This window comes from Paenibacillus nanchangensis (genome assembly GCF_046543445.1).
Taxonomy (GTDB): Bacteria; Bacillota; Bacilli; order Paenibacillales; family Paenibacillaceae; genus Paenibacillus_AQ; species Paenibacillus_AQ nanchangensis.
Genome location: NZ_JBHOFD010000011.1, coordinates 49,151 through 74,233, shown reverse-complemented (window position 1 = coordinate 74,233; position 25,083 = coordinate 49,151). Strand labels below are relative to the sequence as shown.

At 52.3% G+C, this 25,083-nt stretch carries 23 protein-coding genes; 8 read left to right on the top strand and 15 right to left on the bottom strand.

Annotation, left to right across the window (positions count from 1 at the left end; translation table 11 throughout):
• The first annotated feature begins 200 nt into the window (after window positions 1-200).
• Window positions 201-3,338 (top strand): alpha-mannosidase, encoded by a 3,138-nt coding sequence (locus tag ACE6ED_RS10470; protein WP_410827065.1) that lies wholly within the window; start codon window positions 201-203, stop codon window positions 3,336-3,338.
• A gap of 121 nt (window positions 3,339-3,459) precedes the next feature.
• Here ACE6ED_RS10470 and ACE6ED_RS10465 read toward each other — a convergent pair whose 3' ends face one another.
• Window positions 3,460-4,131, bottom strand: coding sequence for a stalk domain-containing protein (locus ACE6ED_RS10465; protein WP_410827064.1), 672 nt, complete (start codon window positions 4,129-4,131; stop codon window positions 3,460-3,462).
• A gap of 515 nt (window positions 4,132-4,646) precedes the next feature.
• On the opposite strand from ACE6ED_RS10465, the gene gdhA reads away from it, so the two are divergent.
• Entirely contained in the window at window positions 4,647-6,020 is a 1,374-nt protein-coding gene (gene gdhA / locus ACE6ED_RS10460; RefSeq protein ID WP_410827063.1) for an NADP-specific glutamate dehydrogenase, read from the top strand.
• A 220-nt stretch (window positions 6,021-6,240) separates the two neighbouring features.
• A complete protein-coding gene (locus tag ACE6ED_RS10455) occupies window positions 6,241-6,408 on the top strand; it encodes a hypothetical protein (RefSeq protein ID WP_410827062.1) in 168 nt (55 codons plus the stop codon).
• Window positions 6,409-6,462: 54 nt separating this feature from the next.
• Here ACE6ED_RS10455 and ACE6ED_RS10450 read toward each other — a convergent pair whose 3' ends face one another.
• The 3 genes from ACE6ED_RS10450 to ACE6ED_RS10440 form a co-directional block, all read right to left on the bottom strand.
• Window positions 6,463-7,053, bottom strand: coding sequence for a hypothetical protein (locus tag ACE6ED_RS10450; protein ID WP_410827061.1), 591 nt, complete (start codon window positions 7,051-7,053; stop codon window positions 6,463-6,465).
• A 46-nt stretch (window positions 7,054-7,099) separates the two neighbouring features.
• On the bottom strand, window positions 7,100-7,831 hold the full coding sequence (locus ACE6ED_RS10445; RefSeq protein WP_410827060.1) for an MORN repeat-containing protein: 732 nt from the start codon (window positions 7,829-7,831) through the stop codon (window positions 7,100-7,102).
• A 72-nt stretch (window positions 7,832-7,903) separates the two neighbouring features.
• Complete coding sequence (locus tag ACE6ED_RS10440; RefSeq protein WP_410827059.1) at window positions 7,904-8,335, bottom strand: hypothetical protein; 432 nt, start codon at window positions 8,333-8,335, stop codon at window positions 7,904-7,906.
• 240 nt (window positions 8,336-8,575) lie between these two features.
• On the opposite strand from ACE6ED_RS10440, the gene ACE6ED_RS10435 reads away from it, so the two are divergent.
• Window positions 8,576-9,043 (top strand): hypothetical protein, encoded by a 468-nt coding sequence (locus ACE6ED_RS10435; RefSeq protein WP_410827058.1) that lies wholly within the window; start codon window positions 8,576-8,578, stop codon window positions 9,041-9,043.
• 106 nt (window positions 9,044-9,149) lie between these two features.
• Here the strand turns inward: ACE6ED_RS10435 and ACE6ED_RS10430 are convergent, their stop codons facing one another.
• Window positions 9,150-10,217 (bottom strand): hypothetical protein, encoded by a 1,068-nt coding sequence (locus ACE6ED_RS10430; protein ID WP_410827057.1) that lies wholly within the window; start codon window positions 10,215-10,217, stop codon window positions 9,150-9,152.
• Between the two features lie 404 nt (window positions 10,218-10,621).
• Between ACE6ED_RS10430 and ACE6ED_RS10425 the strand changes: the two genes are divergently transcribed.
• Both ACE6ED_RS10425 and ACE6ED_RS10420 read left to right on the top strand, forming a co-directional pair.
• Entirely contained in the window at window positions 10,622-10,987 is a 366-nt protein-coding gene (locus ACE6ED_RS10425) for a hypothetical protein (protein ID WP_410827056.1), read from the top strand.
• Between the two features lie 4 nt (window positions 10,988-10,991).
• Complete coding sequence (locus tag ACE6ED_RS10420) at window positions 10,992-12,104, top strand: hypothetical protein (RefSeq protein WP_410827055.1); 1,113 nt, start codon at window positions 10,992-10,994, stop codon at window positions 12,102-12,104.
• A gap of 10 nt (window positions 12,105-12,114) precedes the next feature.
• Here ACE6ED_RS10420 and ACE6ED_RS10415 read toward each other — a convergent pair whose 3' ends face one another.
• From ACE6ED_RS10415 to ACE6ED_RS10405, 3 genes are all read right to left on the bottom strand, one after another.
• Entirely contained in the window at window positions 12,115-12,975 is an 861-nt protein-coding gene (locus ACE6ED_RS10415) for a metallophosphoesterase family protein (RefSeq protein ID WP_410827054.1), read from the bottom strand.
• A gap of 50 nt (window positions 12,976-13,025) precedes the next feature.
• Entirely contained in the window at window positions 13,026-13,691 is a 666-nt protein-coding gene (locus tag ACE6ED_RS10410; protein WP_410827053.1) for a DUF2625 family protein, read from the bottom strand.
• 188 nt (window positions 13,692-13,879) lie between these two features.
• Window positions 13,880-14,425, bottom strand: coding sequence for an SMI1/KNR4 family protein (locus ACE6ED_RS10405; protein WP_410827052.1), 546 nt, complete (start codon window positions 14,423-14,425; stop codon window positions 13,880-13,882).
• Between the two features lie 247 nt (window positions 14,426-14,672).
• Between ACE6ED_RS10405 and ACE6ED_RS10400 the strand changes: the two genes are divergently transcribed.
• Window positions 14,673-16,196 carry a serine hydrolase domain-containing protein gene (locus ACE6ED_RS10400; protein ID WP_410827051.1) on the top strand — a complete coding sequence of 508 codons (1,524 nt, stop codon included), beginning with the start codon at window positions 14,673-14,675 and terminating at the stop codon, window positions 16,194-16,196.
• Between the two features lie 364 nt (window positions 16,197-16,560).
• Complete coding sequence (locus ACE6ED_RS10395; RefSeq protein ID WP_410827050.1) at window positions 16,561-18,150, top strand: flavocytochrome c; 1,590 nt, start codon at window positions 16,561-16,563, stop codon at window positions 18,148-18,150.
• 220 nt (window positions 18,151-18,370) lie between these two features.
• On the opposite strand, the gene ACE6ED_RS10390 is transcribed toward ACE6ED_RS10395, so the two are convergent.
• The 7 genes from ACE6ED_RS10390 to ACE6ED_RS10360 form a co-directional block, all read right to left on the bottom strand.
• Entirely contained in the window at window positions 18,371-19,660 is a 1,290-nt protein-coding gene (locus ACE6ED_RS10390) for a DUF1963 domain-containing protein (RefSeq protein ID WP_410827049.1), read from the bottom strand.
• A 41-nt stretch (window positions 19,661-19,701) separates the two neighbouring features.
• Window positions 19,702-20,166 carry a hypothetical protein gene (locus ACE6ED_RS10385; protein WP_410827048.1) on the bottom strand — a complete coding sequence of 155 codons (465 nt, stop codon included), beginning with the start codon at window positions 20,164-20,166 and terminating at the stop codon, window positions 19,702-19,704.
• Window positions 20,167-20,197: 31 nt separating this feature from the next.
• On the bottom strand, window positions 20,198-20,956 hold the full coding sequence (locus ACE6ED_RS10380; RefSeq protein WP_410827047.1) for a siderophore biosynthesis protein: 759 nt from the start codon (window positions 20,954-20,956) through the stop codon (window positions 20,198-20,200).
• Window positions 20,957-21,006: 50 nt separating this feature from the next.
• The gene (locus ACE6ED_RS10375; RefSeq protein WP_410827046.1) at window positions 21,007-21,780 is read right to left on the bottom strand and encodes a hypothetical protein; all 774 of its coding nucleotides are present in this window, start codon (window positions 21,778-21,780) and stop codon (window positions 21,007-21,009) included.
• A gap of 46 nt (window positions 21,781-21,826) precedes the next feature.
• Window positions 21,827-22,912 (bottom strand): AI-2E family transporter, encoded by a 1,086-nt coding sequence (locus ACE6ED_RS10370; RefSeq protein WP_410827045.1) that lies wholly within the window; start codon window positions 22,910-22,912, stop codon window positions 21,827-21,829.
• 171 nt (window positions 22,913-23,083) lie between these two features.
• Window positions 23,084-23,758, bottom strand: a complete 675-nt coding sequence (locus ACE6ED_RS10365; RefSeq protein WP_410827044.1) for a DedA family protein — start codon at window positions 23,756-23,758, stop codon at window positions 23,084-23,086.
• Window positions 23,759-24,072: 314 nt separating this feature from the next.
• Complete coding sequence (locus ACE6ED_RS10360) at window positions 24,073-25,071, bottom strand: ketoacyl-ACP synthase III (protein ID WP_410827043.1); 999 nt, start codon at window positions 25,069-25,071, stop codon at window positions 24,073-24,075.
• Between the last annotated feature and the right edge of the window lie 12 nt (window positions 25,072-25,083).

Below are 25,083 nucleotides of genomic sequence, written 5' to 3'. Positions count from 1 at the left end.
TGGCAATTCATTACTCTTGCATACTCCCGTGTTCTCGGCCGAGTGTGTCGATCTGGTTTGAAAAAACGGCTGCCTGTGATTATAATGTTACTGATCCCCCAAGATCGATCCCCCCACTTTAGGGTCTAAACGCCCGCAAGCACGGCCTAATGGCTCCGCCTTCATTCTGCACTCCCTATTATCAAAAGGGGGTACCTTCCATGTTTCTCACTCAGCAAAAGCTTGAAGCCCGCATTCACGAATTATCCGGTTACCGTTACCGCGATTCCTTGTCCATCCCGTCGTTTCGCTGTCTGGAAGACCGGGGCAATGAAATCAATCCGGCCCTTCCCGAGGTAGACGATACATGGGGCGAACTGCCTGTCGGCGGCACATGGACAGGACGCGACCTGTATTTATGGCTGTCCGCCGAAGTAGACATACCCTCCTCTTGGACCGGCAAAAAAGTGCTGGGCCGCTTTGACTTTGGAGAGACCGGGGGCGGAAACAACTCCGGTTTTGAATCCCTGTTATACCTCCAAGGGGCTCCCTACCAAGGGGTGGACTCCAACCATACCGAGGTATTTCTGAACAAAGAGCTGTCCGGAACCCGTCAGCGGTTCCTGTTCCGCCTCTGGTCGGGTCTTGAAGGCGGCGGACCAAAGAGAGACCAGACCCACTCCGTCCGGTTGGCCGAGCTCTGCTGGCTGGATGAAATGGCGGACGACTACTACTATACGCTTCTCGCCGCTTCCGAAACTATTAAAGTACTGGACCCGAACCTTGCGGAAAGAGCGCAGCTGCAGAAATCTGCGGACCGATCCCTGGCGCGGATCGACTGGAGCCGTCCGGGTTCGGATGCTTTTTACCGCTCGGTTTATGCAGCCAGAGACGAACTTGCACACGCGATCCAGACAATGGAGAAAACAACCCCTGTCGAAGTAACATGTGTGGGCCACACCCATATTGACGTGGCCTGGTTATGGCAGCTGAAGCATACCCGGGAAAAATGCGCCCGCTCCTTCTCCACGGTCATGCGCCTGATGGAGCTGTTCCCGGAGTATATTTTTTTACAAACCCAGCCTCAGCTGTATGAGTATGTGCAGCAGGACTACCCTGAGCTGTACGAGGAGATTAAACAACGGGTATCGGAAGGTCGCTGGGAAGCCGGAGGCGGCATGTGGCTCGAAGCGGACTGCAACCTGACATCAGGAGAATCCCTGGTGCGCCAGCTGCTTATGGGAACCCGGTTCTTCAAAAACGAATTGGATGCCGGCTGTGACTACTTATGGCTTCCGGATGTGTTCGGCTACAGCTGGTCTCTGCCGCAGATTTTGAAAAAATCAGGCATTCACACCTTTATGACCACAAAAATCAGCTGGAACCAATACAATCGGATGCCGCATGATACGTTTTACTGGCGGGGCATTGACGGAACCGAAATTTTGACCCATTTCATTACGACGACCGAACCCTGGTCCGAGCCAGGCTCCTGGTTTTACACCTACAACGGCCGGATCCTGCCGAAAACAGTAAAGGGCAGCTGGGATGCATACCGGAACAAGGAAATGAATCAAGAACTGCTGCTGTCCTACGGTTTTGGAGACGGCGGCGGCGGCGTTAACCGCGAAATGCTGGAAATGCGCCGCAGGCTGGATCAAATGCCCGGGCTGCCCAAGCTCAAGACTGGACGTGCGGGTGAGTATTTCCGCAAATTGAATGAAACCGTAGCGAAAACGGACAGCTATGTGCATACCTGGGATGGCGAACTTTACCTGGAATACCACAGGGGTACGTACACCAGTCAAGCGTACAACAAACGAATGAACCGCAAGCTGGAGCTGCTGTACCGTGAAACCGAGTGGCTGAATGCCTTGAACAGCGTATTCAGCGGTGATTGGACCCGTTATCCGGCTGAATCTCTGGCTGCCGGCTGGAAGATTATTTTGCGGAATCAGTTTCATGATATCATCCCGGGTTCCTCGATCGGGGAAGTATATGAGGATAGCCGCATCGAATATGCGGATGCCCAAAGCATCGGCCTCACGGCCTGGCAGCAGGCGGAGCAAGCCATTGTTGAACGGCGGCCGGGCGGCAAGGAATATACCATATGGAACACGGCTCCATGGGTCTGGACCGGACTGGTGGAAATCGCAAACGAGTACACTGAGGGCTTATGGAAGGATATGCTGGGCAACACGCTGCATTCTCAAAAAACAGAAACGGGATGGCTTGTGGAAGCCCAAAACCTTCCTTCGCTTGGGTATGCAGCGATCCGGCTGGAGACGCTGTCTTCAGCTCCAGAAACTTACGATTGCCCGTTTACTGTGAAGGATCAAGGAATAGATACACCTTTTTACAAACTGGAATGGAATAAATACGGTCAGCTGACCCGAATTTACGATGTGGAGAATCAGCGCGAGGTGCTCGCTAAGGGATCGTGCGGGAATGTTTTTCAGGTGTTTGAGGATAAACCGTTGGCTCATGAAGCCTGGGACATCGATATTTTTTATCAGGAAAAATCCCGCGAAATCCGCAGCTTAAAAGAAATCCGTCTCGTAGAGTGCGGACGTCTGCGGGCAGGACTTGAGTTTACCTGGACTTACGGCGACTCCTTGATCCGTCAGCGGTTGATCGTGTATGCCAACAGCCGCCGAATTGATTTTGAAACCGAGGCCAACTGGCATGAAAAACAGCAGCTGCTTAAGGTTGCCTTCCCTGTTCATATCCGTACCACCGAAGCCACATATGACATCCAGTTTGGCAATGTGAAGCGCCCGACGCATTGGAATACCAGCTGGGACATGGCCCGCTTTGAGACTGTTGGCCACCAATGGGCGGACCTGTCTGACCAAGGTTACGGCGTAAGCCTGATGAATGACTGCAAATACGGTTATGACATTAAACACAACCAGGTACGCTTGTCGTTGATCAAATCGGCAACACACCCTGATCCTGAAGCGGATCAAGGCAAGCATCAATTCACTTATGCTTTATTTCCTCATCAGGGAGGCTGGCTGCATGGGGACACCGTCCGGTATGCCTGGGAATTGAACAGCCCGTTAAAAGCGGCTTCAGGAACAGCGGAGCAGCACAGCTTCTCCATGTTCAGCCTAAGCCCCAATACGGCGATGATTTCAGCCGTAAAAAAATCCGAAGACCGCGGCACGGTCATTGTCCGGCTGCATGATTACTCCGGAAGCCGACAGCAGCTCACGCTGAACAGCGGCTTTACCATCTCGGGCTGGCGGGAATGCAGCCTGATGGAGAAACCGGAAGGCGAAATGCAGACAGGAACCATTTCGTTTGTGCTTGAACCATACGAGATCAAAACGTTTGAGCTCGAATTGATCAAATAAAACGACTCACAGGAGATACAAAAAGCCTTAGCACCCTTATCCAGTTAATGATAATAGCACAAGGCTTTATTGCTGCCCGGCCGCTTCCTCTATTCTATAGGGGAGCGGCCGCTCCCTAGTCTTATTTATAATAAGAGCTTGTTAACGGGATAAACACGGAACCGCCGTTTTTCACTTGCCCGTGCACGAATAGTGATTTTACCCCAGCAATATCCACTTCCAGGGTAACCAGTCCATCCTCTACCCGGATCTCTTGTTTTTTCAGTGTGGTATCTGTGTCGGAATCATTGATCATGAACTCCTCGATGTCCGAACCGATTGCCGCCACCTGCAGGTACAGCTTTTGGTATTTTCCTTTGGGATACAGCATAAACGAGCTTCCCCGGGTGCCGCTCCCATTATCAAAAAAAACGTCCTTGTAATCCTTGCCATTGTATACGGTCATTTTTGGGTCTTTTGTATGATAGGAGGAGTCAAATCCTGCCGCAATCGAAACGCCTTCGGTCTGTTCGCCCAATTGGATGGTGTTGGTTTTTCCATCAAATTTCACGGTTACACCCAGCAGATCCGAAACCGACCGGACCGGCAAATATGTAGTGTTGTTATAGGAGATAGGAGCAATCACTGCGCCGCTGCCGTTCTTAAGCTGAACGGGTTGGCCGTCTACCTTAAACTTGATGCCGGGATTTAAATAAGCCTTAATCTCCTGAAGATTCGAACCGGCATAAACGCCTGTTCCGAGGCACCCCAACATCGCTAAGGAGATGAATGCCGCTGCCGTTTTCTTTTTCAAATTCGATAACTCCTTCCCAATACTTTAAATTTGAAATGATCAGGCAGATTATACCTATTTTTTTCTTCATAGGCAATAAAATATTACGAATTTAATACGTGCGCCAGGTCATCTAACACCTCCCCCAGCTTCATGTTATAGGCCGCCATCTGCATGTTTGGTCCCGGATTGAAATGAACGCCAACCCTCCCTTCTGAAGCCCCGGAAACTATATTTTTATTCCACTATAAAAAATCATCAAAAAAATTTTTAAGGAAAAGCTAGGAATGGACACCTTCTTTAAAGTATTATTAAGTGAACGCTTTACTTCGTTAAACAACATGGTATTTATACTTTCGGACGGTGTTATGCATACTACAGATTTAGCAGCGGGTTCCTCCATAAAAATTAATAATAACCCAGAAAAAAAGAATTGATTACCACTTTCATGTCATTTTTATGTAATATTCTTTTTAATCATTTATGTGTTTGACTTTTATTTCATTTCATCCTAGGAACAGGGAGGGTTCAATCAAGTGTCCACACTTCAAACCGAAACCCAGTCAGCGGCAAAAAATTATGTACAGCGTATTTACGAAGAAGTTCAGCGCCGCGATCCGCAGGAGCGGGAGTTTCATCAGGCCGTCAAGGAGATTCTGGATACGCTCGTCCCTGTGTTAGAGCGGCATCCCCATTACATGGAGAACTCCATTCTGGAACGTCTTGTCGAACCGGAGCGCACCGTGTCCTTTCGGGTTCCATGGTACGATGACGCCGGCCGGATCCATGTGAACCGCGGGTACCGCGTACAGTTCAACAGCGCAATCGGTCCTTATAAAGGCGGCCTTCGCTTCCACCCTTCCGTTTATTTGGGGATTGTCAAGTTTTTGGGGTTTGAGCAGATTTTCAAAAACGCCCTGACCGGCCTGCCCATCGGCGGCGGCAAAGGCGGCTCCGATTTTGATCCTAAAGGCAAATCCGACCGGGAGATCATGGCTTTTGCCCAAAGCTTTATGACTGAACTGTACCGGCACATTGGACCGGATACCGATATCCCCGCGGGCGATATTGGTGTAGGCGCACGCGAAATCGGCTACATGTTTGGGCAATACAAGCGGATTCACGGCGGACATGAAGCCGGCGTCCTGACAGGCAAAGGCCTGCTGTATGGCGGAAGCCTGGCGAGAAAAGAAGCCACCGGTTACGGGCTTGTTTATTTTGTCCAGGAAATGCTGGCCATGCAAGGGCTGGACTTCCAAGGTCAATCGGTTGTCGTTTCGGGTTCAGGTAATGTTTCGATTTACGCCATTGAGAAACTGCAGCAGCTTGGCGCGCACGTCATTGCCTGCAGCGATTCCGGCGGTTATATCCACGATCCGCAAGGCATCAACCTGGAGACCGTCAAGCTGCTGAAAGAACAAAAGCGCACCCGAATCAGCGAATACGTGAATGAACATCCTCATGCCGTCTACACAGAAGGCAGCACAGGCATCTGGAATCTCCCCTGTACCATCGCATTGCCTTGTGCAACGCAAAACGAGCTGGACGAAACAGCGGCACGCACCTTGGTAGCTAACGGAGTAATGGCGGTCGGGGAAGGGGCGAATATGCCTTCCACCCTTTCGGCTATCGATTATTTTCTGGAGCATCAAATTCTGTTTGGACCCGCCAAAGCAGCCAATGCAGGCGGTGTAGCCGTCTCCGGACTGGAAATGAGCCAAAATGGCCTGCGCCTTTCCTGGTCCTTTGAAGAAGTTGATGAACGCCTGCATCAAATTATGAAAAATATTTTCCGCAGCGCCGTTAACGCGGCGGAGGAATACGGGGTACCGGGCAACCTGGTGGCGGGAGCCAATATCGCAGGTTTCCTGAAGGTAGCCGATACCATGCTGGCCCAAGGCGTTGTTTAATCACCGTTAAAACGTAACTAAAGGAGGATCCCGCCGGATCCTCCTCTTTTGCGTGTGTTTCCTGGTCCTTGTGCTTTCTAAGGAACAAAAGTCCGCTGTCGTCTTTATCCTCCCCCATTCAACCAGGCCGTTACAGGGAACATGTGACCCGCGCATAAAACCATTCTTTTTGCAGCAGCCTAAAGACGGACTGGATTGTAATTAAAGGAGGGAAGTACGGATGGACAACAAATCACAAGGCAGTGGACTCAGCAAATATGAAGTACAACGCAGCAAATTCAATGTCATGCCGGACCCAAGCAAGGAAAAAGAAGAGTTCGCCGAAGAAATTGCTGCAGATGCCAAAGCTGCTTTTAACAATCAAAAATCCGGGCAGCAAAACAGCTAACCCGGGAAACAAACAAGGGGCCAGTCCGGCTTAATGCCGGTGGCCCCAGAACTCTTAAATCCGTCCTGCTTCAATATAGTCGCTTAGCGGACGTGCCAGATGCGCCATTCCGTCCTCAAGCTCATAAGCAAGCTGTTCCCAGAAGCGCCCGGGGCCCGTGCAGCCGGCTTCAACCTGCTCCGCCAACTCCACAAACTCCCTTGCCGCTGCTTCCATTACCGCAGCCGCCGTAGACGGATAGGCCCGCGCCCGAAAATGCGCGCTTATAAACAAACAAAACACGGAAACGAACTGCTCCAAAGACCGGTTGACAATTCCTCCATCCAGTTCGCCTATTTCTTCGGCATCCGCTTCTGCAACCTCCCGGGCATCAACCAAAAACCGGACATGTCCATCCCGGTCAAGCGCAAACGCCCCGTGGAATGGACCCGCAGCCGCCGTACCAAACATTTCGTAGTTTTCTTCTTCCCGGACCGCATCCAGCATTTGATCGGGGAACGCCGCAAAGGTAAACCCTTGAAAATCGATGAGACGCCCCAAGGGATTGGCCCCGATTTCTTCCACCGTCATGGTCTGAACCGGACGTGCCGACACACGCAACCCATATGCCGCAAATTCCTCCACTTTCAGTCCATCAATTCCCACGGTATCCCTCCCCTTTGGTATCCAGCATCATCCCCCCTGTCCGGTGCTACTTCAAAGGCACCTGCTTGGCCAACTGCTCAAACTTCGCCAGATGCGGAGCGGCCTGAGAGGCGATGTTTTTCAGGTAACGGATCGATGCCTGTTTGGCTTTTTCTTCCGCAGCGGTGTCCGTAGGGAAGATCCAATACTCTTTGTAGACTTGGCCTTTCTGGTACTGCACACGGAACAGATTGCCCTCTTTCCACTGTTGAAGCAGGCTGCCGTTTGTGCCCCAGATGGAAATAGTTGTTCCGTTTCCTTTATACATAAAACTGTAGTCTGGATCGGCTACAGCATGCATCACCTGATAGCCGCTTTTCCAGACGTTGTTGCCAAATTCGCCGGTGGTAATGGCATTACTGACGACTTCGCCGGTAGTCTCGATGACTTTGTCGGTGAACGTGCCGGTTCCGCTCATTTGATCGTTTTTCCAGGCCCCATTGTATACGGTCCGGTGTGTTCTTCCGTCTTCACTTATGTACTCGTTATAATATTTGCCTGCCCCTGAACGTTTACCTTGCACAAAATCGCCCATGTACCATTTGTTGTTGCTCCACGTGAGTTTGCCTTTTCCGTGAGGCAGTCCGTTTTTGACCTCCCCAAGGTACACGCCATTCGCAAACTTCATGGTCTCCGCCGCGGTTGCGGCATTGGCGCCCGGAACGGTACGTACAGCCGCAGGCGATAAGGATGTTACGCTGAGTGCTGCCAATAATGTGATCAAAATTCTCTTTTTCATCCTCTAATCCCCTTATACACAATAGTTGCTACACCACTTGCCCTTTCATTTCCAACTCTTTGATTATACTCGTTATCTCTCAAAATACCATTCCAGAAACGAATTAAAATCCGGCCAATCCGGGGTCACATGCCCCGTTTCAAACAATCGGGCCAGCTTCTCCCCTACCTCCAAATGCAGAACTTCTCCCGTGGACCGGTTATAAAAAAATCCGTCTTCATCAAACGTGGACAATGGGATGTACGCTTCGGGCAGCTTCAGCGATTCATGTGCTGAGGTGACGGACTGCTGATAATGTGAATTAAGAATGAACCAGCAGACCTGGTAAATCTCCCGCTTCCTGCTTAAAAACGTATGCAAATCTTCAGCATGCAGATAAAATTCGGCAAAGTCGGACGCCAGGTCCACGTTTATGCTTTGCAGCGCTGTTTTATACTCCTCCGGGACCGATTCATGCCACCAGCCTTTTTGCTGGCAGTATTCCTTCACTTTATTGGACAACATTCGGCTTCACTCCTATTGAGATTTTAATAAAATACACATACTTGTATTACCCGTAACCGTTTAGCCGGAATACACAAGGTCCAATGCCGGGACAAGACGGCCAACGACGGACTAGACCGCCAACGACAAACTGGGCCGCCAACGACAAACTGGACCGCCAACGACGGACTAGACCGCTTTACTTGCTTCCCTCGCATCCGTTAAACTACGAATACCGGAAAAATTTAGGGGGGGAACAACGTGATACAGCAATTTTTAATTATGGCACCTTTAAGCGAACTGACATACTGGCCGGAGGAAGATTCGGAAGACTACCTGGTTCATCCCAATTTCGAGAGCATTATGGATGTGCTGAACCTGCAGATTCCTTTTCGTGATATTCACGAATATGCCCTGAAGCAGCCCGTCCACACCGGGCATGTGCTGAAGTATGTGCTTAAGGATACGCCTGGTACCTACATTATTATAGATTCTTATCAAGACCCGCTCGATCAGCTTGGCATGGTCCGGTTCGGCTGGAGCTGCGGCAGTCACTTTGAAGAGCTTCAGAGACTCTCGCGAAAATTATACGATGAATGCGAAGACAAAGTTTTTTACCAGGAAGGACAGTCCGTACTGTACAAGCTTGCCCGTCCTGAGAACTACCCCAACATCATCCGTCACGGCGAGCGTGTATTTCATCAGGAGTTGAAAGTATACCCGCTGTAAAAATGAGAATCCGCATCACGTCGGCAGAGGACCCGCCCCGGCGCAAAGCGTCGGGAGCTGCATAGTAAACCATGTTGATCCCGTATTCACTGCGTTCGGTCCCTGCTTACGTGTACGACAGTACTTTGAAGCCGTCTTTTCCGGGCAGCAGCTCAATAAACAAACCCGATAGGTGATGATACAGGAGCGCCTCGTATTCGCTGCCTATATATTCCCGCTTCCCGGTGGAGATGCGCCAGACTTGAAACGGCACGTTTTTTCCCCATAAAAACAGCCGGTCTCCCTTGGCCGCCATGTCCGCCCGCGGATTAAAATGCCCATCGGTGCCCACTGTGCCGCAGCTGAACGCGGGCATTCCATGCAGTACTTTACGGTATTCCGGCCGTTCCATATCAAAAATGACGATTACCGGCGACGTCCCTTCCTCCCCCTGATCCTCCTCATCCAGCAGCTCTGCATCCACATGTCCCCACACCGCAACCTGCGTGGGACCGGTCCAGCAGACCGGCAGATCCCAGTCCTCCGTTTGCCAAAGCGGACGAACGGATGGTCCGTCATCCGGTTCCCATGGGTTCGCCGTCCAATTGGACACGGACCAGCTCTGAAGAATTCCGGCAGGTCCCCATACCCAGCCGCTGTCGGCGATCCATTGTCCCCCCGGCGAAACCCGCAATCTGCCGTGAAAATAATCGGCTTCACGCTCGTTATCCTGCCTTGCCGTCAGCAGCCCGCCGGTAGCCGGATCCGAAAGATCCAGCCGGTTCCAATCCGATCCATGGACAAGCAGCCATTTATCCCGGTCCGGTACAAATGCAAGCGGAAATGTGCTGACTTCTGTGTAATAATCGCCCCGTGACCGCTGGATGTTCAAGGTTTTCGCCGATAAATCGTAAACTCCCGCATACCTGCCAAAACGGTTGGAGATCCCGGCAAATTTTCCGTCCGGACTGGCAACAAGCTGGACAGGCAGCTTTGGATCGAAATCCGGCAGCCGGAGCTGCAAAAGATGCTCCGCGGCCCCTGTATTCAGATCAAGTTTCCACAGCTCACCGTCTGTAGTGAGAGCCAGCAGCTTAATGTCAGCAGGATCTGCACCCGGCAGCGTCTCGAACGCTGTGATTGCCCTTGGCTTCAAGAGATTTTGCGGCAAAGAAACTTCCTGTAGAATATGCATATTTTCTTCCCTCCACGGCCAATTTACCAGACGGCTAAAATGTCCTCATTCCTGCAGTCTACAGGCAGGCAAAAAGGCTGCCCGGTGGACGGACGGTTCGGATTTAGTTTCGCTATAGTTGGATTGTACGCACACAAAAAGTACATTGGCAAGGTTTCGGGGGGTGGCATCGACCGTTAGGCGGATGAAAAAGGGACCTTGCTCCTGCCTAATATGCCTGAAATGCGTGTGGACGCAATACCGGTCCGCAGCGAGAAGACAGGACCGCTGTAACACTGGGCAAATCTATTAAACCAGACTTGTCCTTAAGGTGGAAATCGTTGGATGGCCTCGCTGAACGTGATAAGATAGTTTGAGTTCCGCTAATTTCCATCATTTCGTTGTTTCGTGAGGAGGAAAATCAAATGCAGCTTTATACGTACGACCTCGGCTTTTTCCCGCTTGACTGGGAGTTCTGCTTCATGCAAATTGAAGATTACAAAGCGTTCCTGACCCGGAAATACGCTGAAAATGAAACGTTTTACCAGCATGCCGGCGCCAAGATCGGCGATGTGCTGCGGGAGCTGGATGAACTTCTGGAGGCCGCAATGAAGGACTGGGTAAAGCAGTTTCCACGGAATAACGAGCTGCGCTGCCCTCCCATGGTGTTTGCCCTTCCGCAGGGAGACCTGCGGGGCGGCGCCGTCTTTGGAATGATATTAAAGCGTGACGAAGACGGCGATACGCTGGTGTATTCCCCCGTCCCTCTTCCTCATTTAAAAGAGGTGTAAAGCCATGACGGAAATGCTGCGTCCCGAGTGGATGATGCTCAACCGTACCGGCAAGGAGCGCCGGATGCGCGAGCTTGAGGCGAAACTGCCTGAGGGTTTTATTTTTAAGCGGATGGAGCGGTTTGAACGGTACGGTGTCAGCCTAGAAACGGGCGTCTTTACCTATAAAGACAGCGAATTTGTGTGGATTCCCGGCGACAGGGTTACCTTAGGCTGGGAGCAGTCGCTATGGCCAGGAGAGATGGACCAGACTACGATGGAGGATATGCAGGAAACCTTGGCCGCAGCGGGAATGGATGCGGCAGCCGGCCCCGAGCTGCTGCAGCAGCAGATGTCGCCCATACGGAGCACTGAGATTCGAGCCATGCTGGTAGAACGGAAGACGCATTCCGCAGGTTGGATCGAAGTTGCAGAAGGCGATCTGGACCCGCAGGAGGATGAGGATGTACTGGAACAGTTAGCGGAGTTCAGACTTTCGGATTTGAACGGATACGAAGTGTATCAGTCCTATCGCCTGGACCGCACAGCAGACGGTATTCGTATTTATCTGTTCGAATACACTGAGGATTTATCCGAGTGGTTAGAGCATAAACTGGAGGAACCCTTTGACCTCCTGACCGAAGAGGAATGGGAGTATGTCTACGGGGGAGGAACCCGCTCGTTGTTTCCTTGGGGGGACAGCTTCGATTACACGATGAAGGTCGCTCATTTCGGTGAACTGGATAAGCTTGGCGAAGCAGGCGAGCTTGACAGGTTTGGCGAAACGCGCGAGCTTGTCAAGCTTGGCGAAGCAGGCGAGCTTGTCAAGCTTGGCGAAACTGGCGAAACTGGCGGATCAGCCGGTAAAGGATCACCGGACCGGCCCTTTGATTTGGCCCTTCCGAACGGCTTTGGCCTCTGTTTTCTTGGCGATCCTTACCAGATTGAGCTTACCGTCTCGCCGGAAGGACAGGCCGTCAGCAAAGGCGGAGACGGCGGAAACGCCATTTGCAGCGGCGGCGGGATCTTTTGGGGGTATCTCCCTGTCGCCGTCTATTTCCGGAATAACAGAGATGACGATTTGGAATGGGCGGACCGCCTTGACCATCTGCATTACCGGCGGATCCTCCGGTTGTAAGACGGTTACTTCAATGCTGCCCACCCTCCGCAGCACGGGCGAGAATATAAACCCTTCCGTCTGCGTTAATCACCTGGGTCCCGTTATCCAGCTCCGCGAGCGGCTGCTCCCAGTGCACATGGCCGCAGGCGACAAGCAGCGGCGGCATCCGTTCCAGCACCTGACGGATGCCGGGTTCGCCAGGCAGCAGCCTGGAAGGCACATCAGGGCCCTGGTGAAGCATTAACAGCTCGGGACCGCTCCGGAGAAGCCTGTGCAGCACGCCTAGATACTCCGCTTCCGGCATCCGGTTTGGTTTGTCTGCCCTCCCGATCACACCGCCCAATCCTGCGGCCTTTATTCCGCGATGCTCTGAGATTTTGGGAATGTCATAATAGTCGATTCCCGGCGTAATCTGCATCTGCTCCACCCCTTCGGGTGTAAACAAATCGTGATTACCCGCCACGCCGATTACCGTCTGGAACGAGCGCCGGAAGGCGTTCCATACGGGCAGCGGGTCGCCGCTGGAGCCTCTTTTGGCGGGATCGCCGTACAAATCGCCGCACAGCAGCACCATCACCTTGTCCATTTGGAGCGCCGGGAACGCTGCCTCCAGCAGAATTGGCAGCCATTCGGCCAATTCTGCACCAATCTGCTTGTCGGGCGCCTCTCCCACAGCCTTGTGCCCCGAAATTCCCTGCAGATCGGAGGCAATAATCAGGCCGTCGATCCCTTCAGGCAGGCCCGCAATCTGACCTGCATAGACAGGCAGCCAGACATGTGCCGCCCCTTTTCCGCCAGGCTGGGCGGAAGTGACGGGAAGCTGATCCACCGGCTGGTCGTCAAGACTGACGATACGCAGTGCCCGGCTTCCTTTTTTAGCTGATTTCATAACCTCACTCCCTGTCCTGTACGCCCTGTACTGAAGGGACAAAATCTTCCCTACCCGTCATTGCTGCTGCCGCAAACCGCTTCCCAGGCTTCCGCCACCGTAACCGGCGTTTTGGTACTGGACTCGCCTCCGCCTTCCGCCGTCCAGAGCGGCGGGTAATAGCTGAACACCTGCCCGGCCGAAAGTTCACTCAGCTCGTTCCGCCAGCCCTCCCAGCGAAATGTCTTGTAGAACTGATCCAAATCCCCTTCCGCCAACCAGCCGATAAAACCGGAGTAGGCGAGTTCAGTCGATTCCCATTCCAGTGTATCCGGCGCGTAATAATAGATATGGCCTGTCCGGCCGAACCGCCCCGTATCCAGCGCAAAAAAACCGCCCGCAGCGTCATAAGCCACCACCAGCAGTCCGGACAGGGACGGCGTCCCGCCAGCGCTTTGCAGTCCGTTCCACCCGGCCAGATTTCCATAAATGCCCTCCCCGCCAGCGCCAAGCAGAGTAAGCCAGCCGTAATCAAAGACGATCCCGCCCGTCTCATAAGCGATTGTCCCGAGATAAGACCGGGTGCTGACCTGAAGGAGATACAGCGTTTTCTCCGGCGCGCCTTCCGCTGGCGGGATTACACGGTATTGATTTTTCCCGCCGCTAAGCAGTTCCCTGAGCTCCGACCAGGCATGGTTTTCTTTATCAACAAGCGCTTCTACAGATAAGGTATTCATTGGTTCGCCCCTTTCTAATGCTGCTGCCGCCTCATCCTTCGATGATTGCTGCCTTTCGATGGTTGCAGCCCTTTCGCTGATTCCAGTCTGTTTCAACCCATTCCCGCCCCCAGCGCAGGAAGTACGGATAAACGCAGGCCTCAAAGCACTGCAGTGTTTGTCCGGATGGATGGAGGGAACTGAACGGCTTATCTTGTCGCCGCCCACTCCCAAAACTCAAAATGCTCCGACCCTGCTTCAGCAGCAAGCTCAGCCGCCTTGACCGGCAGGAGATAGGCCGTACCGAGCGCGCGGATAAAAGATTCAAAATCCCGAGCAGCACTCCGCCAGCTGCCCCATTCGTCTTCACTTGTTACTGCGTAGACTTCGCCGCTGTCCGTGTTCAAAAAGATCCCGTACGGATCGGAGTTCGCAATACCCAACCAGGAGGAAGGCCTCGTCTCCCCGCTCCACCACTGGTCAAACGAAGCGGTTGTGTTCATAGCCACGATCATTTCCACGTAATCCTGTTCCGCACCAAACATCACGTTATTCAACGAAAAATCATCCAGCTCATACGCGGATATAAAACGGGCGAACGGTTCGGGAAAAACGGTACCCAGCCGCTGCTCCGCCTCTTCCAGCCCGGCAAGCGGTTTGGCTCTTTTGACCAGCCTAAGACCGGTTACTACATCCGCCAGCGGAATAAATTTACGGTCCAGACTCTCCGCGATTTCGTTTATGGTTAACAACATACGCACGCTCACCCCTAAGAACTCGGCTTCTATAAACCTATGATTTCTATTATAGCTGTTTCCAGGAGAAGGACAAATTGGCGAATCGCTCTCATATGAATCTATTGGGACGAGACGTAAGCTTCTGCATCAGCCGGTTAAGATTAATTTAAGATTAACGAAATAGTACCGAAAGGTTGAACTGATATTCTTAATCCGTACGTCTGCCAAAAAGGGACGGAATCAAGGAGAAGAGGTAAAGAGAGAGATGAAAAGAATACTGCGGACCATAATCCAAACATTTATAATCATGCTGGTTATGGTCACCGGCAGCGTGCTGCCTTTACTGCAACCGGGGATAGCCCATGCGAAAACGGCTCCACCACTTGCTTTAGACACGGACCGAATTGATAAATTTGTGGAAACGATGCGCGAAAAGCTGGATATTCCGGGTGTGGCTGTCGGCGTTGTGCAGGGAGACCAGACCGTCTACACCAAGGGGTATGGAATTTCCGGCTCCGATGGCCAGCCTGTTACCGCGCAAACCCCTTTCATTTTAGGCTCCGTCACCAAATCGTTTACAGCGCTGGCCATCATGCAATTAGTTGAACAAGGCAAAATTGACCTGGATGCGCCGGTGCAGCGCTATTTGCCGGACTTTGAGCTTGCCGACAAGGAAGCGGCAAAAACGATCCTCGTCCGGCATCTGCTGAATCAGAACAGCGGGCTGTCCACATTACATGGGCGGGCGGCTTTTACCAACACGGTGCCATCGATAGATGAACTTATCCATAATCTGAAAACCACACCATTAACCGAGGCCGTCGGCAGCAAGTTTCAATACTCCAATTTTAATTACGATATACTGGGCGGAATTATTCAGGCCGTTTCCGGCAAGTCTTATGCTGGATATATTCAGGATCATATCTATTCTCCTTTGGATATGAACAACAGCTTTACTTCTACGCCTGAAGCGAAACTACATGGATTGGCCACAGGCTACAAATCCGTTTTTGGTTTCATTGTTCCTTTTGAGCAGCCGGACAACCAATCTATGCTTGCATCCGCGTATCTGATCTCAAGCGCAGAAGATATGACCCATTATTTAATTGCGCAAATCAATGGCGGTAAATTCCGTGACCGCAGTGTGGCTGCTGCAGAAAGTGTTGTGAAGATGCATCAGCCGGCCATAAAAGATCCTACCACCGGCGGTGAATACGGCATGGGCTTTGAGATCGTTAATGGTATTGTTCAGCATGCAGGTGACGTTGAGAGCTTTCATTCCGATATCAAGCTGGACGGAAATTTAGGTGTTGTGGTATTGGTCAATACACATGATTATTTAGTTCGAGGCTTCAAATTAAGTATGGTGGCTGATGGAATTCTTGATATTCTGCATGGCCTCGAGCCGGACGAGGATGCAGGCAGCATTACCGGTACACTTATTGTTGTTGACATAGCATGTGCAGCATTGGTAATTATGCTGGGAGTGTCCGTTTACAATCTGCTTAAACTAAAAAAAAGAATCCGGTTTACCCCGCTGCGGATCAGCTTATTCGCAATGGGCCTGCTTTTGTTTCATGTCGTGCTGCCGATTACGGTTTTATATGGTCCCAGCCATATTTTTGCCCCATGGAAAGTGGTGTTCTCCTTTTTGCCTGGAGTTGGGCATCTCGTCTTTGGCCTGAGTATCCTATCGCTCGGGATGGGTGCTGCCAAGCTGATGGTATGGATTCATACTCTGCGCCTGCACAGATTAAAGAAAAGCGGGGAACAATCACCAGCTATATAGACTGAAATATTGAATGACAGGAAAAGGGAGATGTCGCGGAGGCAATTTGGAGATGGAGGAGCGAACGCGATTGCCTTTATTTTCGGAGTTCTACCGCTATCTGAGACTTTCATTCAAGAACTCCGAAAATAACAGCAACCGGAAGTCCCAAATTGGCCGCAGTGGCGGCTCCGCCCCACCTGTCCTCCTAAAGTTCAGTCTATATAGAAGGGAATAGAGGAAACCGGAGGGGCTGATTAAGATAACCGGAAGATTTGGTTACTTTAATTACAAAACGTTTTTTTTAGTTACGCAAACTTCCAATAAACGCCGGTTACCCGCTATGATAATTGTGAATTTATGCACAAGGGGGCAATACCTAATTATGAAAAAGACATCATCGGCCGCTCTTCTTCTCCTGCTGTCGTTCCTGCTTGTCATCGCGGGATGCGGCAGCGGCAGCAATGCCGGAAACAGCAAGGAAGCCGCCAGCAGCGCGGCGCCTTCCGCCAGCACCGCTCCGTCGGCAGCGCCGGGCGGCGAGAACAAGAACGCAAGCAGTGACACCAAATCCGTAGAAGCCGTTTCGGGCGCTTCCGAAACCAGCTATACGCCTTACGATCAGCTGAAAGACAGCTACGACCTGATCATCGTCGGCGCAGGCGGCGCCGGTATGTCGGCGGCGCTGGAAGCCAAAGCCAAAGGCATGAATCCGGTCATTTTGGAAAAAATGCCGGTTGCCGGCGGCAACACTACCAAATCGTCTTCGGGGATGAACGCCTCCGAAACGAAGTTCCAGAAAGAACAAGGCATTGAGGACAGCAACGACCTGTTTTATGAAGAAACGCTGAAAGGCGGACATGGCACCAACGACAAAGAAATGCTCCGCTTTTTTGTGGACAACTCCGCTGCCGCCATTGACTGGCTCGATTCCATTGGGATCCGGCTGAACAACATTACGATCACCGGCGGAATGAACGAGAAACGCACCCACCGTCCGGAAGACGGCTCTGCCGTTGGCCAATACCTGGTCAAAGGCCTGGTCAAAAACGTCCAGGAACAAGGAATCCCGCTGTTCGTGAATGCCGATGTCAAGGAGATCACGCAGCAGGACGGCAAGGTGAACGGCGTTAAGGTTGTTTTTAACCAGACGGATGAAAAAACCATCACGGGTAAAGCCGTAGTTGTGACTACCGGCGGGTTTGGCGCCAACATGGACATGATCTCCAAAGTCAGACCCGACCTGAAAGGTTATGTGACCACCAACCAGGTGGGCAGCACAGGCGACGGCATCACGATGATCGAGAAGCTCGGCGGAACAACCGTCGATATGGATCAGATTCAAGTTCACCCAACCGTTCAGCAGGAAAAATCGTATCTGATCGGTGAAGCAGTGCGCGGCGAAGGCGCGATTCTTGTCTCCAGCGAAGGCAAGCGGTTCGTTAACGAACTTACCACCCGCGACAAAGTCACCGAAGCCATCAACACCCTGCCGGAGAAATCGGCTTATCTCGTATTTGATTCCGGCGTAAAAACCCGGGTAAAAGCGATTCAGCAGTACGAAAAAATGGGCTTTGTGATTCAAGCCGATACCATTGAAGCGTTGGCCGAATCGATTAAGGTTCCCGCAGACCAGCTGAAAACAACGCTGGATACCTGGAACGGCGCCGTAAAGAACAAAAAAGACGCCGAGTTTGAAAGAACAACCGGTATGGACAACGATTTGTCCGCGGCACCGTTTTTCGCCATCAAAATTGGCCCCGGCATCCACTACACGATGGGCGGCGTCAAAATCAACACCAACACCGAGGTGCTGAACAAAGAAGGCAAGCCGATTCCGGGACTGTTTGCAGCCGGGGAAGTTACAGGCGGACTGCATGGTCAAAACCGCATCGGCGGCAACTCGGTGGCGGAAATTATCATTTTTGGCCGTCAAGCCGGCATCAAATCGGCGGAATACGCCGCCGCGCAATAACCGGTCCACCGGATAAACGGCGAAACGGTCAACTGAAGCTGATTACGCAGCAAGCGCCTGGACGGATCCCCGCTCCAGGCGCTTGTTTTTGTATGAGTGCCAACTACATTAATTCGTATAAAGCAAATATTCGCCGCAGCTTCTGCAGCGGAACAAATAACCCCTCCCTCTTGCTACCTCTCCTGCACCAGCCGGCTGCCCGGTACGAATCATAGACAACTCAGCTCTGCTGATATACCGTTGCGGTCATCCGGTCATCCGGACAGACAAACATATAAAACAAGCCTTCCCCGTACTCTACAAAATCGGCATAATCGATCTGCCCCACAAACGTCATTCTCCGCCCGCAGCAGGGACAAACGGGATATTCCGCATCCTGCACCCAACCCGGGAATCCGCCTAGCTGCGAATCCTGCTGAGACAGCGCCCAGACTGCTCCGTAATAAGGGGAACGGGGAACAGGCGACAAAACAAGCGGAGGTGCAGTCGGCGCCATTTCTTCCTCGTCCGGAATATCGGCCAGGTAATCGGGAATCTGATTATGTACGCTCCATACTGGCGTTCCCGAAAGATCGGCCTCCATATAAATAAACCCGTAACATCCGCAGTGCTCGCAGGTTTCGATCCGCAAACGTTCCTGCTTCAGCATCAGGCTGCTGAGGGACGGATGGGCGGCATCCACATCGGCGAGGCAGGTCAACCTGCGCCCGCACCATGGGCAGCTATTCTTGCTCCCGGTCATAAATACAGCGGCAGAGGAGAGCGGCTGCTCATCATCTGCAGGTTCCTTTTGCACAATGGCATAAGCGCTGCCGAGAACCAGCTCCCTCCGCTTCCCGTCAGGCGTCAACTCCCAGCCTGCTTCTACAGTGTATTCCACGGGTTGTACATACAGGTTGCCGGCCCAGGCCGGGGGATGGCTGCGCCACTCCAAATGCCTGGCAACTACCGCCTCATCTCCAATCCAGCTTAAAGCAAGCAGCACGCCATTCACGTGCTCCTCGTCCTGCTCCGCCAGGTGCAGCAGCCGGTCCCGTGTTGCTTCCGCAGCATCCTTATAAAGTAAAGGCGTGGTGTAAATGTTTTTATCCATCATGAGATTATGGATACCGGAGATGTCCGTATCCCGGTAGACTACAAGCGAACCCAGGATCTCCTCCGCCGTGTCCGTATCCTCTTCGGAAATCAATTCCCTCGCATAATCGATTAACGCCGCTGCTTCCAGATCCGTAAGCCGGGCATACACCTGCTCACGCGGCAGCGGATAAGCGACCCACTGAATGAGAGGATCATGGCGTCTTGGAGCATGCATGACTTTGATAATTTCGACGGGATCCGTTAGCCCTTCATAAGGATTAACAGTTTTACGGTGCGCTTCGATATACGCCTGCCGCTCCTGCCGTTGCTGTTCCTGATGGCAGGGCATGCAGTATCCGCCGGTTTTTGCCGCTGTTGCAGGGAGAATCGTCGCCTTGCATCCCTCCGTGCGGCAGGGAAGCCTTTCGGTCATATTAACCACCTCATTCCACACGGCTTGGATCGCCGCAGAGCTTATTCGATATAATATTTTACCTGCTGTTCAAAAACCGTTACATAATAATGCTTTTTGGGATATTGGTCTTCACGCAGCATGGCGCTTATTGGCGAATGCCCCTCTTCATAATGCACGCCATATTCCAAATTGTCGTACAGCTGTCTGGACAGCCGCTGCAGGAGCGGCTTATCCTTGTCGGAGCAGCGCCATCCGAACCGGATCATGTCCATCTGGTCCAGCGGATCGCGATAGGTGTCCAGCACAATGCAGACCTTCGTGTCCTTGGCACCAAACACCAGCACATCGCCGGTATGCAGCGGGGAATCAAAAAAACGCGCATAAATCCGGCCAATCGGCACCTTGATCTGCAGCGCGTCCATCACCGCTTGAAAATCCTGGCTAGACAGGTATTCCTCCTCGCCAGCATCCGGATACTCCACCAAATCAACAATCGGACCCATCATGCGAAACTCGTATTTCAAACGGGACACCTCCTTTAGAACGCCCTAATGCTCAGGTGTATTCGAAACAAACCACCGCTTTGCGAAGCCCGCGGTCATAGAACAGGTACAGCGCATCCGCACCATAGGCCTGGAACAAATAACCGGTTAAGCGCCCGACATAAGCAAACGTTTTTCCATCCGGCGTCTTTGGCACATACAGGAGATTGGTCTGTTCAAATTTCAGCATTTCTTCAATAGACTCGTTGTATTTTTTGATGAACTGCTGCTCCTCATCGGATTGAAACGCGAGGTCGTCGAGAACGCCGTTGATTTCGGGAAGATCCGTCCCCCAGCCTGATGCTTTTTTGGCCATGAAATCCTTATACAGGTCTTCCTCGGACACAGCGCCTTCGTCAAAGCTTGAAGCGTAAGGATACAGATGCCCGCGTTTTTCAAAAAACAGCTTGCGCGCTGCATAATCCGTTTCATTGTCCGTATACGCCTGCTCCAATTCGGAGCCTGGTTCCTGCTCCAGCTGAAAATAGTTCCAATCGGCCTCAAACCGGTATTTGCCGTCCGCCGTTACATCAAAACCCAGCGTATCCTCACGGGTATAATTCTTGTGATAATCAGCCGTCGACTGCCCCACGCTGCCTTCATAAATTTCTTTGGCCGAAACAAAATGGACCCACTGGTCTTCTTCCTCGTTCAGCCATTTCAGATTTACGGACACCAGCGGCAGCAGATGGCGGCGGCAGCGCTCCAGTTCGCCTTCAAACACCGATTCATAAGTAGGAAAAACGCGTATGTATTGCTCAGGAATATTCACTGTATCCAGCTCCTTTGCACTTCAATGTTTTCATGGTTCAGTCAATATCACTAAAAAACCACACTGTTTACGGCGGCCTGTCCTGCCTGCAGCAATGCGGTATACAGTCTCGCTGAGCAGGCTTCGAATTCGCGCTCCAGGCCGTATTGACATGCTACATTTGGCGGGTCGTCGTTCCATGATCCCATCCCGCCAAAAACCCAGGCTTTATAGGCCGCCTGCAGCAGACGGGATGCCTCCTCCGAATAGGCTGCGGGAAGAGCAAATGCCAACTTGGGCAGCTTCGCCCTGCCCTCTGCAATAGCCAGCGCTGGCTCAAAAAAGTTGCTGCTCCAAAACGGCAAACGAATCGCTCCCGCAAGACCGGAGGCTTCCCGCAGTGCGCCCGTGAGCTCCTCCGCCGCCGTCCGCATCGGAACATAACGCCTCAGCACGTCCGTCCCACTGCCGCCGGGAGTCTGGGTGCAGCGCACCTCCCAGCGCGCCCGCGGGGTGCCTTGACCGATCAGCTTCCACCGGACCGACCACAGCACCGTCTCCGGCGCGCCAATCGCCATGATTCCCGCGGGAGGCCCCCCGCCGGCATACCCGCTTGTATGCCAGGCCGTAGCTGAATCGCCGCTTACCAGCAGCAGCCGTTGGCAGCCCGTTTGCTTCAACTTGTCAAGCCACTCCCGCCAGACGAATTCGTCCGGCCCGTCCTCGAAACGTACTCGAATCTGGGCGTCCGAATCCAGATCTGCGGCCGAATCGGCATACCCGTCCAGCAAATAACCATTGCCGAGTGCCGCGATTCGGAACAGCAGATGCAGTTCTCCGTTCATTTTAGTTCCCCTTCTTGCTCTAAACGGTCCGCTCCGCTTTTATTTTTTATAACTGCGGATCGGCCGATTTGCTTTTCATATACATTTCATAGCTGTGCCTTAGTGCGATTTTGATGATCATATACACCGGGATACAGACGAGCATGCCTAAAATTCCGTACAAATCCCCCCCTACGAGCAGCAAGACGATTACGGTTAAAGGGTGTAAATCCAGCTGTTTGCCGAACACCAGCGGCTCCAGCAAATTGTTCTGAATCAGCTGGGCAACGATCACGATCACAATCGACCAGACCGCCATCATCGGTGATTCCATCAGCCCTACTATTCCCACGGGCACACCCGCCAGAAACGCGCCGATAAAAGGAATAAAGTTCAGGAAAAACGAGACGATCACCAGCAGCATGGAATACGGCAGGCCAATGCTCAGAAAGCCGATATAGAGCAGGATACATAAACCGATATTGACAATGACGTGTCCGGCTATAAAATTGCTGAGCGCGGCATCCATTTCGGCCAGCATCTGTTTTCCTTCCGTCCGGATTTTTGCAGGAAACAGCAGCAGCAGTTTGGAGGGAAGCTTGTAATCATCCCGAAGCAAAAAGTACAGGAGGATCGGAAAAGTCGCAATTACCAGCATAAAGTCCGATAAAAAAGCAAACATCTGAGAGACATTGTCCGTCACCCAGTTGAGCGACGTATCCAGGTAACCGGTCAGCCGGACGAACATATCGTCATTTTCTCCCGGCGTCAGCCGCGAAATAATGGGATTGTGCTGCAGCTGCTGCAATTGGGTGATCACATTTTGGGCGAATTCCGGCGCGTTTTCAATAAAGCTGTTGATCTGCGACCGCAGTGCCGGCCATACCCAAACCGAGCAGATGGTCAGGATCATCAGTCCCGACCCAAAGATCAGCAGGACCGACCAGCTGCGCTTCCATTGTTTGCGTTCAAGCGCCCGCACCAGCGGCCGCAGCGGGTAATACAGAAACGCGGAGATGAGCAGCGGCACAGTCATGGAGCTAACCAGCGCCACCAGTGGGCGAAACAGAAAGTCCACCAGCGATCCCAGGTAGACGATAAGCAGGACCAGCGCAATTCCTGATCCAATCACAAAAAAACGGTGTTTAAACACTCGGCAACCTCCTCGGCGGTCAACTATGTATCCTCTGCCTTTTGCATCCATTAAGATTATGCCCCGAAAGATCATAAACTGCCTTGTCCCTCTCTCCCGAAGAGCGGTGCAAAATGCTTGATAGTAAGTATTTAAACGCCGAGCCGTAACCTTACGCTTTTGCCTGGTATTCTACTCCGTTCCCCGTTTACGCATCTTCAGCTTCTCCGTCTCCTGCAGAGAGGAAATCGCCGCCGCCTTGCGCCCGTTCCGTCTTCTCCGCCACAGCAGCAGCAAATAAAGCAGACCGGCAAGGCCGAGTGCTCCAAATATGTACTTCAGGTAAGTCTCGACAAGCTGCATCACCACCTGCCACTGGTCGCCAAACAAATAGCCGATACCGATAAATGCGCTTACCCACAGCGCCGAACCGATATAGCCGAACAAGGCGAAAGGGGCAAACGGCACACGGATAATACCGGAGAAATAACCCAAAATCTGCCTGACGCCGGGTATAAAACAGCCGATCAGCAGCATTTTGTCCCCATATTTCTCATAATACTTCCTGGACTTCTCCAGATGCTCCGGTTTCAGAAACAGCCACTTGCCGTACCGTTCAATCAAAGGTTGTCCCAGTTTATACCCCATATGGTAAGTCACACTGAGCCCGATAACCGACCCGGCAAACGCGGCCAGCCAGGCGATGCCGAGCGACAATATGCCTTTATAGGCCAGATAGCCGGTATAGGTAAGCGTCGTATTTCCCGGAGGAATGGGCAGCGCGATAGCATCCAGCGGAAGGCCGATCAGCAGCACGTAGTAACCATACTCCGCAAACAAATTTTCGATAAATGTGATAATGTTCATCCCGAATCCTCTCGTCAGCCTCTGCCCTTTATGCTTGCGGCCCTAATCTCTCCCCTATTATATACCAATTGGAGGAAAAACCTCACTGGACCATAGTCGGGACGATTCCTGGACGCCAGTCGTCCGGATTCCAGGCACCGGACTCTTTAATTCTTATATTGTCAATCAATAACAAAAAGCATAGCAATTCGACAATTTCGTGTCAACACAAGCGGATGGTAAAATATGCCTCCCGCTCATCATATGTATTTGCGGCCAAAAAAGCAAAAAGAGCGGGATATGCCCGCTCTTTGCCGTACTTCTATCACATAAGATTACAGTCTCCATAAAGCCGCGCAGCTCGTAATCCCCGCGCCTACCGACCAGGTAAAAAACAGGTCGCCGCGTGTTAGCTGGCCGTCTTTCATCGCATGATGCAAAGCGATAAAAGGACTTGTTGTTCCCGTATAACCGTAAATATCCCCGATATACGGAAATTTGCTGAGATCTTCCCCTAGGTTGCCTGCAATGTCACGGATGATGCTCAGATTGAGCTGGCTCAGGATATAGCCTTTGATGTCCGTCTTGTTCAGCCCGTGTTCCTTCAGCAGCAGCTCGATGTTAGTTACTGCCGTCGGAAAAGCGACATTGACGTTGTATTCCGGGTGGAGGTAGATTTTCTTCTCCTCATCGCTCAGTGTATCGTCGAACATCCGCGTCATGCCTACAGCCGGGAACAGCATGTCCTCCGCCCGAAGCGAATTCGTGTAAAAAGCCGAGTCGATAAAACCTTCGCCTTCATCTTCGACACGCTCAAGCAGCACCGCGCAGGCGGCGTCGCCGCACAGGCCTTTGGAAGCCAGATCCTTTTCCATGTAATAGCGGGCGATCTGCTCCGATCCGACGAGAAGCGCGTATTTCATCTTCGGATTGGTACTCATTGCGCGGGCGGCTTGATCGGCCGCCACCACCATGCCGACACAGTTGGCGTTGCTGTCATAGACGACGCAGTTGTTTTTTCCCTCCAGCGCCTGGTGAACCAGTGCAGCATCACTTGGGGCGCTGAATTCGTGTGTGCCGGAAGAAAAAATGATCATGTCCAAATCACCGCCGCTTAGGCCTTGGGCCGCAAGCAGCTTTTTGGAAGCCTGGATTGCCATATACAGCGTCGTTTCCTCATTGCCGGAAGCGTAATAACGGCTCTTGCGGCCGAAAAATTCCCAGATACCGATCAGCTTCTCCGCCGCGTCGCCGGCGGCTGCCGCCATTTCTTCATTACTGACGGCGGTGGAAGGATGGTACACTTCTGTGCCTGCTATTCTAATGTATGCCATCGTCCTACCATC